This is a genomic window from Collinsella aerofaciens (assembly GCF_025289055.1).
Taxonomy (GTDB): domain Bacteria; phylum Actinomycetota; class Coriobacteriia; order Coriobacteriales; family Coriobacteriaceae; genus Collinsella.
Window position 1 is genome coordinate 174,510 of record NZ_JAESIQ010000001.1, and the last position, 16,142, is coordinate 190,651.

General features: G+C 61.2%; 16 protein-coding genes. 1 reads left to right on the top strand and 15 read right to left on the bottom strand.

Translation table 11 applies throughout. From position 1 onward, the window contains the following. Positions 1-15: 15 nt before the first annotated feature. Together groES and JMJ97_RS00850 are read right to left on the bottom strand one after the other, a co-directional pair. Complete coding sequence (groES, locus tag JMJ97_RS00845) at positions 16-309, bottom strand: co-chaperone GroES (protein ID WP_040358989.1); 294 nt, start codon at positions 307-309, stop codon at positions 16-18. 492 nt (positions 310-801) lie between these two features. Continuing rightward, entirely contained in the window at positions 802-2,439 is a 1,638-nt protein-coding gene (locus JMJ97_RS00850; RefSeq protein ID WP_260698826.1) for an amidohydrolase, read from the bottom strand. Between the two features lie 168 nt (positions 2,440-2,607). Between JMJ97_RS00850 and JMJ97_RS00855 the strand changes: the two genes are divergently transcribed. Further along, positions 2,608-4,071 carry a M20 family metallopeptidase gene (locus JMJ97_RS00855; protein WP_260698827.1) on the top strand — a complete coding sequence of 488 codons (1,464 nt, stop codon included), beginning with the start codon at positions 2,608-2,610 and terminating at the stop codon, positions 4,069-4,071. Positions 4,072-4,177: 106 nt separating this feature from the next. Here JMJ97_RS00855 and JMJ97_RS00860 read toward each other — a convergent pair whose 3' ends face one another. From JMJ97_RS00860 to JMJ97_RS00920, 13 genes are all read right to left on the bottom strand, one after another. After that, the gene (locus JMJ97_RS00860; protein WP_260698828.1) at positions 4,178-4,654 is read right to left on the bottom strand and encodes a DUF2752 domain-containing protein; all 477 of its coding nucleotides are present in this window, start codon (positions 4,652-4,654) and stop codon (positions 4,178-4,180) included. A gap of 13 nt (positions 4,655-4,667) precedes the next feature. Continuing rightward, positions 4,668-5,345, bottom strand: coding sequence for a DUF4234 domain-containing protein (locus JMJ97_RS00865; protein ID WP_260698829.1), 678 nt, complete (start codon positions 5,343-5,345; stop codon positions 4,668-4,670). 195 nt (positions 5,346-5,540) lie between these two features. After that, positions 5,541-6,908 carry a zinc-ribbon domain-containing protein gene (locus tag JMJ97_RS00870; protein ID WP_260698830.1) on the bottom strand — a complete coding sequence of 456 codons (1,368 nt, stop codon included), beginning with the start codon at positions 6,906-6,908 and terminating at the stop codon, positions 5,541-5,543. Between the two features lie 149 nt (positions 6,909-7,057). Further along, complete coding sequence (locus JMJ97_RS00875; protein ID WP_215692734.1) at positions 7,058-8,080, bottom strand: YitT family protein; 1,023 nt, start codon at positions 8,078-8,080, stop codon at positions 7,058-7,060. A gap of 207 nt (positions 8,081-8,287) precedes the next feature. Beyond that, positions 8,288-8,815, bottom strand: coding sequence for an Asp23/Gls24 family envelope stress response protein (locus JMJ97_RS00880; protein ID WP_035137581.1), 528 nt, complete (start codon positions 8,813-8,815; stop codon positions 8,288-8,290). Positions 8,816-8,859: 44 nt separating this feature from the next. Continuing rightward, positions 8,860-9,237: a DUF2273 domain-containing protein gene (locus JMJ97_RS00885; RefSeq protein ID WP_260698831.1), complete on the bottom strand. Its 378-nt coding sequence runs from the start codon at positions 9,235-9,237 to the stop codon at positions 8,860-8,862. Beyond that, entirely contained in the window at positions 9,230-9,775 is a 546-nt protein-coding gene (locus JMJ97_RS00890; protein WP_260698832.1) for an Asp23/Gls24 family envelope stress response protein, read from the bottom strand. Before JMJ97_RS00890 ends, JMJ97_RS00885 begins: the two co-directional genes overlap by 8 nt. 165 nt (positions 9,776-9,940) lie before the next feature. Then, complete coding sequence (locus JMJ97_RS00895) at positions 9,941-10,747, bottom strand: YebC/PmpR family DNA-binding transcriptional regulator (protein ID WP_035137586.1); 807 nt, start codon at positions 10,745-10,747, stop codon at positions 9,941-9,943. Positions 10,748-10,912: 165 nt separating this feature from the next. Beyond that, positions 10,913-13,096 (bottom strand): DUF6020 family protein, encoded by a 2,184-nt coding sequence (locus JMJ97_RS00900; RefSeq protein ID WP_260698833.1) that lies wholly within the window; start codon positions 13,094-13,096, stop codon positions 10,913-10,915. An 83-nt stretch (positions 13,097-13,179) separates the two neighbouring features. Then, positions 13,180-14,001 (bottom strand): prolipoprotein diacylglyceryl transferase, encoded by an 822-nt coding sequence (gene lgt, locus JMJ97_RS00905; RefSeq protein WP_260698834.1) that lies wholly within the window; start codon positions 13,999-14,001, stop codon positions 13,180-13,182. A 108-nt stretch (positions 14,002-14,109) separates the two neighbouring features. Next, on the bottom strand, positions 14,110-14,388 hold the full coding sequence (locus tag JMJ97_RS00910; RefSeq protein ID WP_118206288.1) for a NifU family protein: 279 nt from the start codon (positions 14,386-14,388) through the stop codon (positions 14,110-14,112). A gap of 170 nt (positions 14,389-14,558) precedes the next feature. Next, positions 14,559-15,083: a deoxycytidylate deaminase gene (locus JMJ97_RS00915; protein WP_052044088.1), complete on the bottom strand. Its 525-nt coding sequence runs from the start codon at positions 15,081-15,083 to the stop codon at positions 14,559-14,561. Positions 15,084-15,165: 82 nt separating this feature from the next. Further along, a complete protein-coding gene (locus JMJ97_RS00920) occupies positions 15,166-16,017 on the bottom strand; it encodes a type III pantothenate kinase (RefSeq protein WP_260698835.1) in 852 nt (283 codons plus the stop codon). Positions 16,018-16,142: the final 125 nt, after the last annotated feature.

Below are 16,142 nucleotides of genomic sequence, written 5' to 3' on the forward strand. Positions count from 1 at the left end.
GAGATTCTGACGAGACTAGGCCTCGACGACGGCGTAGATGTCGTCGGCGCGCATCAGCAGATACTTCTCGCCGTCGACCTTGACCTCGTTGCCACCGAACTTACCGTAGATGACAACGTCGCCGACCTGAACGTCCATGGGGATGCGCTCGCCCTTGTCGTTGACCTTACCGGCGCCAACGGCAACGATAGTGCCGCGCTGCGGCTTCTCCTGAGCGTTGCTGGCGATGTACAGACCAGAAGCGGTCTTCTGCTCGGCCTCGTCGGGCTTGACCAGGACGCGATCTGCAAGCGGCTTCAAAGACGACATGCTTGTTTCCTCCTTTGTGGGCCGCGCGGTTGGGCCGCGCGGGTTTCCCTACTTCGTTTGCGTACGCGTTGAATGGTACCCACGAATGGCGGGTTATACAACACGGAGTCAAAAAATCTTATTTTTTGGCACTTAGATTTTCTGAATGCCGGGGGATAACTTAGAGGTGGCTCCCGGGGCGGACCGGAGGGCATGAAGTTTGCTGCTCTACAGTCCTGCGCAAGACGGAAAGCACATTAAGTGCTTTCCTTTGCGTGCGGAACTCGCGACAAACTTCATGCCCTCCGGTCCGCCCCGGGAGCCAGGTTAACTAATTCGGGCCCGGCATTCAGAAAAGTCAGTGCAGCGAAATGGCGATGCGGGTAGGGCGCACAAGAAAGGGGCACGTTGCTGAAACGTGCCCCTTAAGTTGCGGTGGAATATGGACTGTTTTTGGCTGTTGAGGTGTTATTTAGTCCGTATTTCACCGCAACTGAGGGGTGGGATGTGGGGTTAACGCTCGTAGATTAAGTTACCTGCCAGATAGGTTGCCTGAACTTTGGTGTCTTGGAGCTCTTGGGGGTCAATGGTGAGCGGGTTTTGGTCCAGGACTACCAAGTCGGCGTATTTGCCGGGCTCTAGGCTGCCGAGGTTTTGCTCGTCGCCCGCTGCGTACGCGCTACCAAGCGTGTAGTTGCGCAGGGCCGTTGCCGCATCGATGCGCTCGCTGGGGAGCCAGCCGCCCTCGGGCCAGTGGCTGCGAGGGTCTTGGCGCGTAATAGCCGTGTAGAGCACGTTCATGCTGGTAACGGCCGTGATGGGGCTGTCGGTACCAAAAGCTTGGCGGATGCCGCGCTGCTTATAGGTCGCAAACGGCCACATGATGCGGCTGCGTTCCAGGCCCAGGTCGCGCTCCGGGCCACCCGGGTCGAGCGTGATGTGGCAAGGCTGGCTCGAGGCAATGACGTTGAGCTTGCGCAGACGATCGATGTCCTGAGGCAGCAGATTCTCCAAATGCTCAAGCGTATTATGACCGTGCTGGGGCAGGCCGTAGAGCTCTGCCGCCTCCTCAAAGATATCGAGTGCGGCATGGATGGCACCGTCGCCGATAACGTGGATGCGCACGGTGTGGCCGCGCTCGGCTGCCGCCAGAACCAACTTGCGCATGCGCTCGACAGGAACCGTCAGGCGCCCCTGGTCACCCGGGAAGCGCGGGTTAGTATAGGGCTCAGTGAGGTATGCGGTATGCTCACTCGACACGCCGTCGAAGAACTGTTTAAATCCTGGCGCCGAGAGCAGCGCGTTGTTTGCGTAGCGGGTCTGGAGTTCTTCCAAGCGCGATTGGTCATCCAGCAGCGTGGGGAACAGGTGGGCGCGAATGCCCAGCTTGCCGGCGGCCTGCAGCCTGTCGTAGACATCGTCGCGAATAAAGTCGCAGCCCGGCATGGGCATGAGCGACATATCGCAGATTGAGGTGATGCCTTGCTCGGCCATACGCTTCATCTGGTCGCCGTAAGCGCTCGCGATGCGGTCCTCGCCCAGCCATTCCAGGCAGCGCGGCAGCAGCTGCATAGCAGCTGCCTCGTGGGCAATACCCGTAAGCTCACCGTTTGAGTCTTTGTCGTAACTGCCACCCGCAGGAGGCTCGCTGTCACGCGTCACGCCGAGGGCTTCGAGTGCGCGGCTGTTGAGCCACAGCGTATGCCCATCGCCCGAATACATAACACAGGGGCGACCGGGGAAGGCGGCGTCGAGGGAGGCCTTGGTAGGATGCTCGGGCGGATCCCAGCGGTAATCGCGCCAGCCCTGGGTCACGACCCAGGCGTCGTCGGGCAGGCCCTGGGAAAACTCGAGCGCATGCTGCACCAGTGCCGCCTCGGACGTGCCCATATCCATGAGCATATACGGCGAGGAACCGACCGAGGTATGGAAGAAGTGCAGATGAGCGTCATGGAAACCGGGGCAGACAAACTGCTCGCCGTAATCGACCACCGGCGTGGCGGCAGGTGCGGCGGCAATCACGTCATCGGGCGCGCCGACAGCGACGATGCGATCGCCCGCGATGGCGATCGCCAACTCGCGGGCGGTATCGATGCCGTCTTGGGCGGTAAAAACGTTCTTGGAGCGGATAATCCGATCGATATGCTGCATGGGCATCCCCATCTCTGGCAGGAAATTCAACACTCCCGAGTGTACTCCCCCGCCCTTGCAACAAAACCCCAAGCGGCAAACGGCAACTTTACCAGCCCTAGCGGCAGGTGGCATACTGGAGAGAGCCTGTACGATTTTGCGATCGAGCCAACAAGGAGCAAATCGACCATGACGAAGACCAAGGCACAGCAAATTATGGCGGCAACCGAGGTTCGCGCGGCAGACGACGTCACCGCGGCCATCCAGGATATCGCCGCCGAGTTTGAACCCTACATCATCAAGCAGCGCCGGCACTTCCATAAGCACCCGGAGCTGAGCCTTGCCGAGGAGCGCACGACTTCCGACATCGCCAACCAGCTCGACGCCATGAATATCCCCTACGAGCGTCCGCTCAAGACGGGCCTGGTGGCGACGCTTCGCGGTACCGCGCCGGATGCCTACCGCGAGGACGGCACGCCGCGCCGCCGTATCCTGCTGCGCGCCGATATCGACGCCCTGCCTGTCACCGAGCAGACCGGCGAGGAGTTCGCCAGCGTCAACGAGGGCTGCATGCACGCCTGCGGTCACGACTGCCATATCGCCATGATGCTCGGCACACTGCAGATTCTGCGCCACATGACCGATGACATCCACGGCGAGATTCGCATCGTTTTCCAGCCCAGCGAGGAAAACGGCCAGGGCGCCAAGCTCATGATCGGCACCGGCGTACTCGATGGCGTCGACGGCGCCTACGCCGCGCACATCTGGAGCGAGGTCGACGCCGGCACCGTAAGCTGCGAGCCCGGCCCGCGCATGGCAAACACCGACTGGTTCCGCATCGACGTCCGCGGCACCTCGTGCCATGGCGCCATGCCCCAGCGCGGCCACGACGCCGTTATGGTTGCGGCAGAGATCGTCAACGCCCTGCAGACCATCGTCTCGCGCGAGATTAGCCCCTACGAACCTGCCGTCATCACCGTCGGCGAGCTGCATGGCGGCACCGCGCGCAACGTTATCGCCGGCACGGCGTACCTCGCCGGCACGGTGCGCACCTATGGCGACAAGACGCATGAGGAGATGCCCGAGCTTATGCGCCGCATCGTGGAGCACACCGCGGCTGCTCTGGGCGCCGAGGCCGAACTCACCGACTACACCATCGCCAACTACAAGGTCGAAAACGATGCCGCCTCGAGCGAGCGCTGCCGCCAAGCTGTGCTCAAGTGCCTGGGTCCCGCGGGCGAGGGCCATTACCGCGGCACGCTTTCGGGCGAGGACTTCTCGGAGTATCTGCGCCGCGTACCGGGCGTGCTCGCCTTTGTTGGCACGCGCAACCCCCAGATCGGCGCCACCTATGCCCAGCACTCCTGCTTCTATAAGATCGACGAGAGCGTGCTCGCCAAGGGCTCCATGGTAGCCGCTCAGTATGCCATCGACTTTTTGGCCGAGCCCACGCAAGAAGAGCTCGACGGCCCCACGATCGCCGCGGTTGCCGAGACCAATCCCGACCTGGCAGCCAAGCTGCGCTCTGCCAAGGCAACTGCCGCCGAGGCCCGCGACGCCGTGCACGACGCCCGCACCGCCCGCCATGCCGCAATCAAGGGCATTCACGATGCCCGTGCCGCCGCTCGCCACGATGAGAAGCACGGCGAGTAGCCGTCACGCCCACCTATAACAACCTGGCTATAGCAAAGCGGGGGCGAACGTTATCTCAACGTTCGCCCCCGCTTATGTGTCGACCGCTTTTCTAGCGCGTCCTCCGTCACGACAAGTAAGAGCGAAGGATGGCGAGCCAGCGTGGGGTTTCGAGGTGAATGATATCGGTGGGAACTCCGGCGGGAGCGTGGCCACCAAAGAGCAGGCCCGCGTCTGCCGGGTTGATAAGGCGCACGATCCATACGGCAACGACCAGCACGCACAGAACAATAACCGCAATGTCGATGCCGCGCTTTAGCTTGCTCGACGTCACCTCCTCGCGCACGAACGCGAGCACAAACGCAATCGGCACCACCCAAAACAGCGGATGGTAGGCAAAGGCCGCCGCAAAATCGAGGCGCAGTGCTGCCAGCCAGGCCCTCGTCATGCCACATCCCGGACAGGGAATGCCCGTCATCAGGCGAAACACGCAGCCGATATCGAGCAGGTAGAGTGCGAGCCAGGCGACAAAGAGCGCGCCGATGCAAGAAAGGGCGCGGCGAATGAGTTCCGCCGCGCCCTTATGTCCCTGGGAGCTGTTCACGCCGCTCTTATCGTTAGGCACGAGCGCCAAGACGGACGTTATAAGCCGTTGCCATGGCATTGGTATTCTTGATGATGATGTTCATGGCAAAGATGGTGCCAAGGCCGCACAGCAGCGCGCCGACGATCTGCCACATAAGAACGGTGGTACCGTTCTCCTGGAACATCAGGCCATAGCGAGGAGCATTAGCCTGCAGGCGGTTGCCGATCTTGTAGTACCAGTAGAGTGCGTAGAAGCCGCAGGTCACGAACGACAGCAGGATGAATGCAGCCAGACCCGGTGTGGAATCGCCGTCGTCCTGGCACATGACATTGATGTCGCGCGCGAGGCAATAGAGGAAGTAATACGAATAGATGCCGCAGGTCACGATGGAAAGCAGGAGCCAGCCGATCACGCCACGGTCGGTCTTAATCGGAGCATAGCCCATCGGGGCGGGTGCAGGCTGCTGAGCATACTGCTGCTGACCGGTGTACTGCTGCTGGCCGGTGTACTGCGGCTGAGGCTGAGGCTGAACTGCCTGAACCGGAGTGGGCTGAATCTGCGTGGGCTGCGGAGCAGGCTGGGGCTGAGATGCAGGCTGCGGCGCGGGCTGCGGAGCAGGAGCAGCGGGAGCGGCACCGACGGCAGAACCGCAGACGGGGCAGAATTTGGCATCATCCGAAATGGGAGAACCACAAGTGGGACAGAACATAAGCCTCTCCTTTTCCTAAGGCGTTGCACGCCTTCAAACCTTACACGACTATGTTCTCAACAATAGCCGCGACGTTGTTGCGCAACATTGATCAATTTCCGAGAAATATTGCTGCAACCGTTTTCCCGGGCATTTTCTTGCTTTCGCAGTAGAAAAAGGCACCCCGGGCTCAGTTGCCCAGGGCGCCTCGACCGACTATTCGGTTTGATTGTTTTCGGCAGCAGGATTATCGCCCGGCTCATCCGCCGGCGTGGCAACGGCATTCCAATCGGGCTCCGCAGGCGTCGCCCCGGGTGCCGGGGCAGGTGCCGGAGCAGGTGCAGGCGCGGGTGCCGGGGCAGGGGCAGGCGCAGGGGCAGGCGCAGGGGCAGGCGCAGGGGCAGCACCAGTGGCGGCCGTGGGATTGAACCCCGCAGGAGCAGGCTTCTTCTCACCCGGGAGCACGAACGTCAGGACATCGTCGGTATCCTCATCGGCCCACTCGCTGGCATGGCGCGCGGCCCAGTAGCCAACGGCACGATATTTGAGCATCGTGCCAAACACATTCAGGAACACGGTGACAAAGGCAACGATCATCAGGAACAGGATGAGCGTAATGCCGCCACCCTCGATGATAGCCTCAAGACCCGAAGGACGAGAATAGTAGCCGTAGTAGCCATAGCTGCTAATGCCCAGCGCGGCAACAAAGCCAAAGATGGCGGTGAAAATCCAGGTGATGATATTGGAAACAATGCCCGTCAAAAACTCGGGGAGAATCGAGGCGCAGAACAGCTTGCCCAGGTTGGCCTTATAGGACTTCCAGACCTTCTCGAGCGAAAACGCGCTTTCCACGCGGCCGGCGACTGCAAAGTGCATCACGGCAGCGTCACCAAACATCTTAAAGAAAATGCCCAACACCGCCGATACGATCATGGCAAAGACAAGCAGACCCATCGACCCGATGAGTGCGCCCTCGAGGCCGCTCGAACCGAAGTAATAGTACGAACCAACGGCACCGATCACAGCGCTCTCAAGCACCGAGAACACCACGCCAATCACCGGAATAATGGCCACGAACCCGAGCACGTTCGTAATGACAGACGAGAAGACGCCCAGCCCAAAGGAGGTCGAGCGCAGCAGCGGACGCTCCATGCCGTTATCGTCCTTGAGCGACAGGTCGCGACCCCACTCGATAGCAAAGCCAGCGCCGCACACGCTTGCCACGTAAGCGAGCAAAAAGCCAATGGCCGCCGCGATGCCACCGATAACGGGGATAAACAGCGCCAGCACCGACACGACGCAGATCAGCGCCGGCAAAAAGGCAATCTGGCATACGCGAACCAGGGCGCCGGGAACCTTAATCATGTCGTTGAAGGCCTGAGCCATGCAGCCCTTGGGCACGTTCATAGCCGGCTGGGGCGCAACGAACGGCTGCGGCTGGGGCTGGGCAAACGGCTGACCCTGCGGCTGAGGTTGAGCTTGCGGAGCGGGGCCGGTGGCCTTGGCCTCGGTATTAGGGGCACCGCACACGCCACAGAACTTGTCGTTATCGCCCATGGGGGCGCCACACTGCGAACAGAACATCGAAATCATCCCTTCGTATCTAGAGCGAATCACCTGGACCGCAAACGATGTCTTTGGCATCATTATCGCCCAATGTGGGGACAAATACCCCAAGATGACCGATTTGCAACGCAGCCGGTTAATTCAATGATTCGAAGCGCGCACCAGGGCTAGTTCGTGCCGCGGAAGCCCTTGCCGACGATTTCGGAGCTATCGACGATGGTGATGAAGGCGCCAGGGTCAATCTCGCGGGCATAGCGGCGCAGTTGCACTGCCTCGCGACGGCTCAGCACGCTCATGATCACCGTGACGCACTTGCCCGAGAAAGCGCCGTAGCCACGGCTGATCGTTGCCGTGCGGTTGAGATGCTTGACGATAAACTCCTCGACCTTAAGGGGCTCGGAGCAAATGATCGTACAGACCTTACGAAGGTGAATGCTCTCGATAGCCTTGTCGACCACAAGCGTCTTGGCAAACAGGCCAAGCACGCAGTACAGACCGACGCGCGGGCCATACAGGAAAGCCGCAATGGTCACGATGCCGATATCGACCAGTAACAGGGCACGGCCGATCTCGAGCGTCGTGCGGCGCTTGAGGATCATGGCAAGGATGTCGGTGCCGCCCGTCGAGGCGCCAATGTCAAAGACAATGGCACTGCCCAGCGCCGGCAAGATGACGGCAAAACACAGGTCGAGCCACATATCGCCCGTCATCGAAACATCCGACGGAATGAAGAGCTCAAACAGCGAGACGTAGGCCGAAAGCGCAAACGAGGCAAAGACGCTCCAAAGGATTGCCTTGCGCTCCAAAAAGATAAAACCCAGGATGACCAGGACCGCGTTGATAATCCACATAAATACGCCGACGGGCAGAGTCGGGAACAGCGTGGAAAGAATGACCGACACGCCCGAGGTGCCGCCGAAGGCAAAGTGATTGGGCGTTTTGAAAGCCACGATGGCGAACGCCGTGAGGACCAGGCCCAGATTGAGCTCGGCAAAAAAGCGCGGAAAGCCTGGTTCCTGGCTGCGCTTGCGGCCGGCGCGCTCGCCACGTTCGATATCCTCGCGACCGACAACGCGCTCCATCGGCACCACCGGAGGACGATGCATCTCCTCGGCGGCACGCGACGCCGCCTCTGCCGCAGCGGCTTCAATCGCCCATGCCTTGCTTTCGGTCTCGTGTTCGTCGGCCATTACGGCAACCCTTCGTTAACAATTTGGAAACAATGCGCCCATTAGGGTAACGCGGAACGCGAAGATTGCAACCCTTAGTTAGACGAGCGGTATGCCTGCATCGGGGGCATATAGAAAACGGTCGACCGCACTTTTGCTTGCGCGGTCGACCGTTTAGCGTTTTCGCAGGTAAAACCTATCGAAACAAACCTGTCCCTATTTGGTAGGTTACTCGTGCTGGCTGGTGCGGTGCTCGTACTCCTCGGGGGTGATGACATCCTCGATGCGCAGGTTGACGCCTGCCACCTCAAGGCCGGTCATCGCGGCCAGACGCTCGGTGACGCGCGCCTTAACGTCGTCAAAGATCGCAGGCGCATAGGCGCCGTACTCGATGATGACCGAGATGTTGACGACCACGCGGTTGTCGTCGGTGACCTCGACCGTCACGCCCTTGGTCAGGTTCTCGGCACCAAACTGTTCCTGCACAAAGTGCATAAGGTTACCCTTCATGCCCAGAACATGCGGCACCTCGCGGGTGGCCATGGCAACGATCTTCTCGATCACACCGTTGGAATAGGTCAGCGAGTCCTCGGACTCGTCCGCCTCCTCGTCCATCTCCTCGTTATCCTCGTCCGCATCGGACTCGGCCTCGACGAGTGCCTCGTCCTCGAGCGTTACGTCCTCCGCCTCGGCGGCGACGGCCTCATTCGCCTCGAGCTCGGTATCGGCTACATCGACCTTCGTGTTAAAAGCCATGGTTCCTCCTTATGCCTGCCGCAGATGCGACAGTCGAATTCATATTAGCGGCCGCTAAACAGACGGCCGAAGAAGTTGACGATACCGTTCTCGCCGTCGCGAATCTGGCCGATCACGGCGCCGATCAGCACAAAGAATGCGATGACGAGCGTGTCCCACAGGCCCAACGTAAGTACCAGCACAGCGAGGATAAAGCCTGCCAAGGCGCCGAGCGTAGTGTTGGGGTGGCGCACGGCGTAGCTCCAGATAGCAGCGCCCGTACCTTTGATGAGACCCATGGCCTCGTCAAAGTCGTTGGCGGCGACGTCATGCTGCTCGCCGGCCTCGAGCTTGGTGTCGGCGGACTCGCCTGCCGGCGTAGCGTTCTGGTCGATCGTCAGGCGCGGCGTGCGGGCGGTCTTGTCTTGGTTGGTATCACTCACCGGAAACCTCCACGGTCTGGACGGTAGTCTTGGACGGCAAAAAACGGACGCGCGCGGTCGTGCCCGGCGTGCCGAGCATGGTGTCGCAGGCCTTCTCGATGCGCTGCTGCATCGCGGCTGCAAGGGAGGCCACGTCCCGGTCGTCGAGCGCGATGGCTTCGACCTTAAAACGAACGCGCGATTCGTCGGAGCCTTGAACGCGCGCCTCGATATGCTCAACCATCACGCGATCATCGCACTCTGCCGCGGCACGGGCGCACGAGGAAAGCGCTGCGAGCGTGACCTCGATATTGCGCTCCCCCGCCGGATGCACGCAGGACGGCTCGCGACGCGCGAACATCAGGCGGAAAAAACCGATGAGCACGCCAAGCGCCACGATAGCGGCGCACACCGTAACGACGACGCGAGGCATGGCGTCACGCAGCAGCAGCATAAAGCGATACGTATACGGTCCCCAGAACTGGCAGACAAGCGTACCCAGCGCCACGATGGCGGCGGCAAGATACACGATCGCTAGGGCTCGTTTGAGTACGCGCACGCGCGCTCCCTTCAGGTTTCGGTCCACAGAATGCAAAACGGTTCGCATCATTATAAAAGAGCCGGGTCCGGTGCCATACGCACGCGGATCCGGCTCATCTATTCCACGAGGCTTGCATGCTCGCTTCATTATGCCCAGATATGCACGGCTTAACCCGTGTGGGCGCTACTCCTCCTCGAGGGCAGCGATGACCTCGTCGGTCATGTCCATGGTGCTGTAAACATCCTGGACGTCGTCGAGCTCCTCAAGACGGTCGATGAGGCGCTGGACCTTCTTGGCGTCGGTACCGGAGACCTCGGTCGGGGTGGTCGGGACCATGGTGGTCTCGGAGCCCTTGACCTGGACGCCCTGCTCCTCGAGCGCCTTGGAGACAGCCATGACGTCGTTAGCAGCGGTCCAGACAATCCACTCCTCGCCGGCGTCCTCGTAGTCCTCGCCACCGGCCTCGGCGATGGCCATCATGAACTCATCCTCGTCACCGGCAGGACCGTTGGCGATCATGGTCTCCTTCTTGGCGTTCTCGTCCAGGATCTCCTTGGCGACGACGATCTGGCCCTTGCGCTCAAACTGGAAGGCGACGGAGCCCGAGGTGCCCAGGTTGCCACCAGCGTGGGAGAAGGCGGAACGGACATCAGCGGCGGTGCGGTTGCGGTTGTCGGTCAGGCAGTCAACGTAGACGGCGACACCGGCGGGACCGTAGCCCTCGTACACGATGTTCTCGTAGACGGCGGCGTCGGCACCCGAACCGAAGGCCTTGTCGATAGCGGACTTGATCTTGTCCTTAGGCATGGACTGAGCCTTGGCCTTGGCAACAGCAGCAGCGAGGCTGGCGTTGTTCTCGGGCAGCGGGTCGCCGCCGAGACGGGCAGCAACGGTGATGTTGCGGCTCAGCTTGGAGAAGAGGGCGGAACGCTTGGCGTCCTGCGCGCCCTTACGATGCTTGGTTGTGGCCCACTTAGAGTGTCCGGACATACGTGTCTCCTATCGGTTTCGACCTAAAGCCCAGCGCAGATGCTCGGGCAATATAAACAAACGTCGTTATGATATACCTACTGGCCTGCGAGATAAACCCCAAAATGAAGGCGTCGTGATGATGCGGCCCCTTAGTGCAAAGTAACCTGTCCCCTTTGCACCAAATTAGGACCAGAGGAGGTCGCTGCGGGTGATGGTGGCGCCGATGGCAAAGGGCATGCAGGCGATGACCGGATACAGGTAGCGCATGTAGGTCGAGCCGTTGCAGGGACCGATCAGGCACACGGCGAGCACGCCCAGCAGCGGCACCCAAATGGCCAGCCCGCGCCACGAATGACGACGTAGCAGATAGACCACCACGGCGATCATGATCCACACATAGGTGGCCGAGCTCATGGTGAGCGAGATAAACGGGATGCGCTGTACTGCCACGCGGTACAGGTTAATCAGGTGGTCGCACCAGCGCACAACCTTGCTATCGACCGGATGGAAGTCGAAGTACTTGAGGTTATCGGGCTTCGCCATGATCTCGGCACTGCGCGCCGTGCTGTAGACCCACGCATCGCGGGCACTCGGATAAAAGTAGCCGTAGTAGTTATTGATGAGCGCCGAAATATAGCACTCGGGATCCTTTTTGAACATCTGGGCCCACACCTCAAAATAGGCCTTGATGTCCTCCTGCGAGGCATACTCGTTAAAGCAATTTTTGACGGCGTCCGACTTATCCGGGTTGTAACGGCGGCCCAAGTTCTCGTACTTGAGCACGCGGTCGATCACGGCACGCTCTTCGTCGGTCACCAAGCCGTCGCAAGGAGCCTCCACGATGGTGCCGTCCTCCTTAACCGTGGGGTTGACGCCCGAGTTGAGGCCGTCGTGCTTTTGGACGAAACGAGCCGTCTGCTGGAACGGAATCGAGAGGATTTCGCGCTTGGAACCAGGCGTGATGTCGTGCGCCGGCATAAAGACCTTAGTGAAGTACATGTTGGAGGCAAGGCAGAGTGCAAGCACCGCAAGAACTCCCACCCAGCGGAAACGCGGGATGGCGCCCGAAGGCGCAGCACCAGCCTGCTTGGCTGCACGATGAGCCACATGCGCGTCCCATGCGCAAAACGCCGCCGCGATTACGCATGCCGCCAGGGGAAACACCAGGCCGCCGTTACGCAGAAACGTGGAGCCCATGGCGCCCAGAGCGAGCAGCAGCCAGTCATGGCGCGCAAAGAGCACGGGCCTCTGTTCGCCCGCACGCTCGGCATTGGCATCGCAACGGGGCAGGCCGCAGGCCACGAGCTTCACGGTCTGCACCAACAGCACCAAAAACGCGTCGGCAAACAGCACATCTTTGGTAAGCAGAGCCGCATAGTTGGAGAACATGGGCATAAACACAAAGAACAGCAAGATCACGCCGCGGACCGGCAGGCTCACGCCCAGCTTGCGCAGCGACGAGATGGAATAGGCCATGCAGGCGGCCGTAATGACGAACTGGGCGCAGGTGTAGATGGCAAGACCTGCGTTGGCGCTATTGAACAGCGAAAGCCCCAGCTGGACGCACAAACCGATGATAGCCGTGTGCACCACGGGGTGATGTCCGTTGAGCAACACATTGGGATTGAGCAGACGCAGATAGTCACTCGTGCCATTGGGGTAGTTGAACCACTGGCGGATCTGCGCGCCCGTATCTCCCATAAACAGGCCGGGCAGCGAAGCGATGAGCGTGGGCGCCCAGGCGATCATAAGAACCAGAAAGGGCCCGGCAAAGGGATGGACCGAGAGCACGGCGTGAGCCACACGCCATACGCGGCCAAAGTGCGCTTCGGAAAACGGAATGCGCCGAGAGCTCAGCCAATCTAGACACTCAAAGGCAAGGTAGAAGGCAACGACCGCCAAGAGCATCCAGCCCGCACCGCCTATCCAGGCGCAGATGATGCGGGCCTTGTCGCCGAGCACGATCTCGGCCGAATCGGTGAGGTCGTAGCTGCGGCCAAACACCATGCAGACGGCAAAGAACAGCGACGGAAGGATCACCGAGGGACGCCAAGCGTCGCCGCGGCCAAAGAACACGTAGCGAAACGGCAGCGTGAGCAGGCAGGCAAGCGCAAGCAGCATGACCGCGTCGGTATGGCCGGCAAACGAGAGGAGCACCTCGTAGCACACGTACAGCATGCCCGAGGCTTTGGGGTCAATCGCCAAGACTGCGTTGCTCGACACCGGGGCGGGATCGATGGAAAACGCCGTGGTCGCCAACAGCGCGAGCAAAAATGCGATGAGCGTCTGCTTGGCAGGGTAGCGCTTAAACCAGACGATGCGGGCAGCGTCGCGCGCAGCCGTTGTGGAGAGGTCGGAATCCTTCACAGTCCGAAAGCCTTTCTAGAAACCTATCAAACTCGGCAAAACCACCACAAAGGTGCCTGTCCCCTTTGTGGTGGTTTTGGTGGTTAGGCGTCCAGGTAGACGCGCTGGGGCTGGTTGCGGCGACGGGCGAAGATGATGAGTGCCAGGCCCACGATTACGAGCGGCAGGCTCAGCAGCTGACCCATGGTGATGACGCCGCCCAGCAGATAGCCCAGCTGGGCATCGGGCACGCGCACAAACTCAATGAGGAAGCGGACGATGCCGTAACCCATCACGAACACGCCCATAAACGTACCCTGGGGCAGTAGCGGCTTTTTGCGGCTGAGCACCTGCAAAATACAGAAGAGCACGACGCCCTCCAGGAATGCCTCATAGAGCTGGGAAGGATGACGCGGCATATCGCCCGCGGTGCCGCCAAAGACCACACCCCAGGGCAGATCGGTCGGCTTACCCCACAGCTCACCGTTGACGAAATTGGCACAACGGCCCAGGCACAGGGCCAGCGGGGCGCCGATCACGGCAAGGTCGGCGACGGTCCATGCATCAAGCTTGTACATGCGGCACACGATGATGCCGCCCAAGATGCCGCCCACCAGGCCGCCGTGGAAGCTCATGCCGCCCTCGTTGGTGGCAAAGATTTCGAGCGGGTGGGTCCAATAGTAGCCATCGCCGTAAAAGACGACGTAGAACAGGCGCGCGCCGATGATGAGACCAAAGACCGCGCCGACCACGACGCTCGTCAGGTCATCGATCGTGATGTCGAAGCCCCAACGACGCTGCGTGCGGTACATAACAACCGCCGTGAGCAGAGCGCCGACCACATAGGCCAGACCGTACCAGTAGATCGTGATGGGACCCGCCGAGATCGCAACGGGGTCAAGCATATGGTAGAGGTCGTTGAGCATATCGATCCCCTGCTCCCTACATACAAATGCGGCCGCGGGCCTTGCGCTCGCAGCCGCATATTTGAGCGTAACGTCTATGCGGAGCATGTCGTCCGCAGCTTTCGCATCTTAGAACGGCGCGTACTCGTCGTACAGGTCGTCGGTCTCGCCGGAAGCATTGATCTGCTCGACGCGGGTAACGCCGGGCACGTGCTCCTTCAGGATGCGCTCGATGCCCATGGACAGGGTCAGTGCGCTCATAGGGCAGCCGGCGCAGGCACCCTGCAGTTCCAGCTGGACGACGCCCTCGTCGTCGACGCCCACATACTCCATATCGCCGCCGTCAGCCTGCAGGTTGGGGCGAATCTCCTCAAGAACCTTCTTAAGCAGCTCTTCGTTAACAGCCACAGGGGCTCCTTTCTCACAATAACGCGGGCACGCCCGCGGACAGAAGCTATGTTACTACAGCCATGTACCCGCTCACGAGCCGTCCATGCGCGCAGACGCGACTTTCACGAGTAGTCAATTTGGGACGGGGCTCTTTTGGCTGTTTTGCCGCCAGCTGGCGTTGGCACGCGCTACTGCTGAGCCTGTCCCCCGGTACCAATCTGGACATCGACGATGACCTGGCGGTAGCTGATGCCGCAGGAGTCGAGAATGCGGCGGCTGATACGGCCGTCATCGGTGTCGGCATACTTATTGTCCAGGTAGACGACCTCGCCCACGCCCACCTGCGCCAGGATCTTGGCGCAATCGTGGCACGGGAACAGCGTGACGTAGACCGTGGAACCCTCGAGGTCTTTAAGCGAGCCGCGGTAGTTGAGCACGGCGTTGGCCTCGGCATGCACCACGTAGTTGTGCTTATCCTGCAGCGGGTCGTCGCTCGTGCCCCACGGGAAAAAGTCGTCGTTGAGCGCCGAGGGCGTACCGTTGTAGCCCACCGAAAGGATGCGGTGGTTGGTGTTGGCGATGCACGCGCCCACCTGCGTGTTGGGGTCCTTACTGCGGCGCTGCGCGGCAATGGCCACACTCATAAAGAACTCATCCCAGCTAATGACGTCGCGGCGCTTGCCCGACGCGGTTTGATGAAGATCGTCCGACATGGCAGACACCTCCGAAATCGCAATAGTTTGACCCATTGTAGCAGGTGAAAGGTAGGGGCGCTTATCCCACCAGCTCCTCGCCCTACGCGCGACGGGGCTTTTGGTTGATGTGGTAGAGCTCGGCGAGACCCCGCAACGTCAGCGCGTCGTCGACCGTCAGGCTATGGCCGACCAGCGCCGCAAGTGCCTCGGCATCGTCGCCGGTAATGACGATGGGCACATCGCCCTCCCCCGCGGCCTTGGTCGCACGCATCTCGGCAAGCACCATGTCGAGCATGCCGTCGATGCGGGCTACCTCGCCCAAAACCACGCCCGAGCGCATGGCCTCGCGCGTGTTGCGGCCGATGACGTGTGTCGGCGCCGAGGGCTCAACCTGAGGCAGGCGCGCTGCTGCCGCCGAAAGCGAGCGGGCGCCGAGCGCCAGACCGGGCGCGATGACGCCGCCGACAAAGGTGCCGTGCGCGTCGATCACCTCGATATTGGTCGTCGTGCCCAGGTCGATCACGATGCACGGCGAGCCGTAGACGGCACGGGCCGCCACGGCATCGGCGATGCGGTCGGGGCCGATTTCGGCCGGATCGTCGTAGTGCACGGGCATGCCGGTCTTGAGGCCCGGCCCCACGGTGAGCACGCGCCCCGTGCAGGTGCGGGAAAGCGCCGCCTTCCACGGGCGCTCGAGCGCCGGGACCACGCAGCTCAGCACAGCCGCGGCGGGTACGAGCACCCCGGGCACACCCGCATCGGCGGCGAGCGCGCCCATGACCTGCACGAGACGCATGCGCGCCTCGTCTGCTGTGATGCTCGACGGCGTGGTGATCTCGCACGTCGCAAGCGGGCATTCCTGTGCCGCGGCCGAATCCTCGGCAAACAGGCCAAAGCGAATGAACGTGTTGCCCACGTCGACCGTCAATATATATGCGCACCCATTAAGCATCGTCGACGCTCCTTTCGTCTGCCCAGCAGTATATCGCCTACCCGAACCAGCCATCCCAGGTAGTCATTTTGGGACGTGTCTCTATAGTTTTGTCAACCGCGTGCTTCGCGCCATTTCGGCATGAC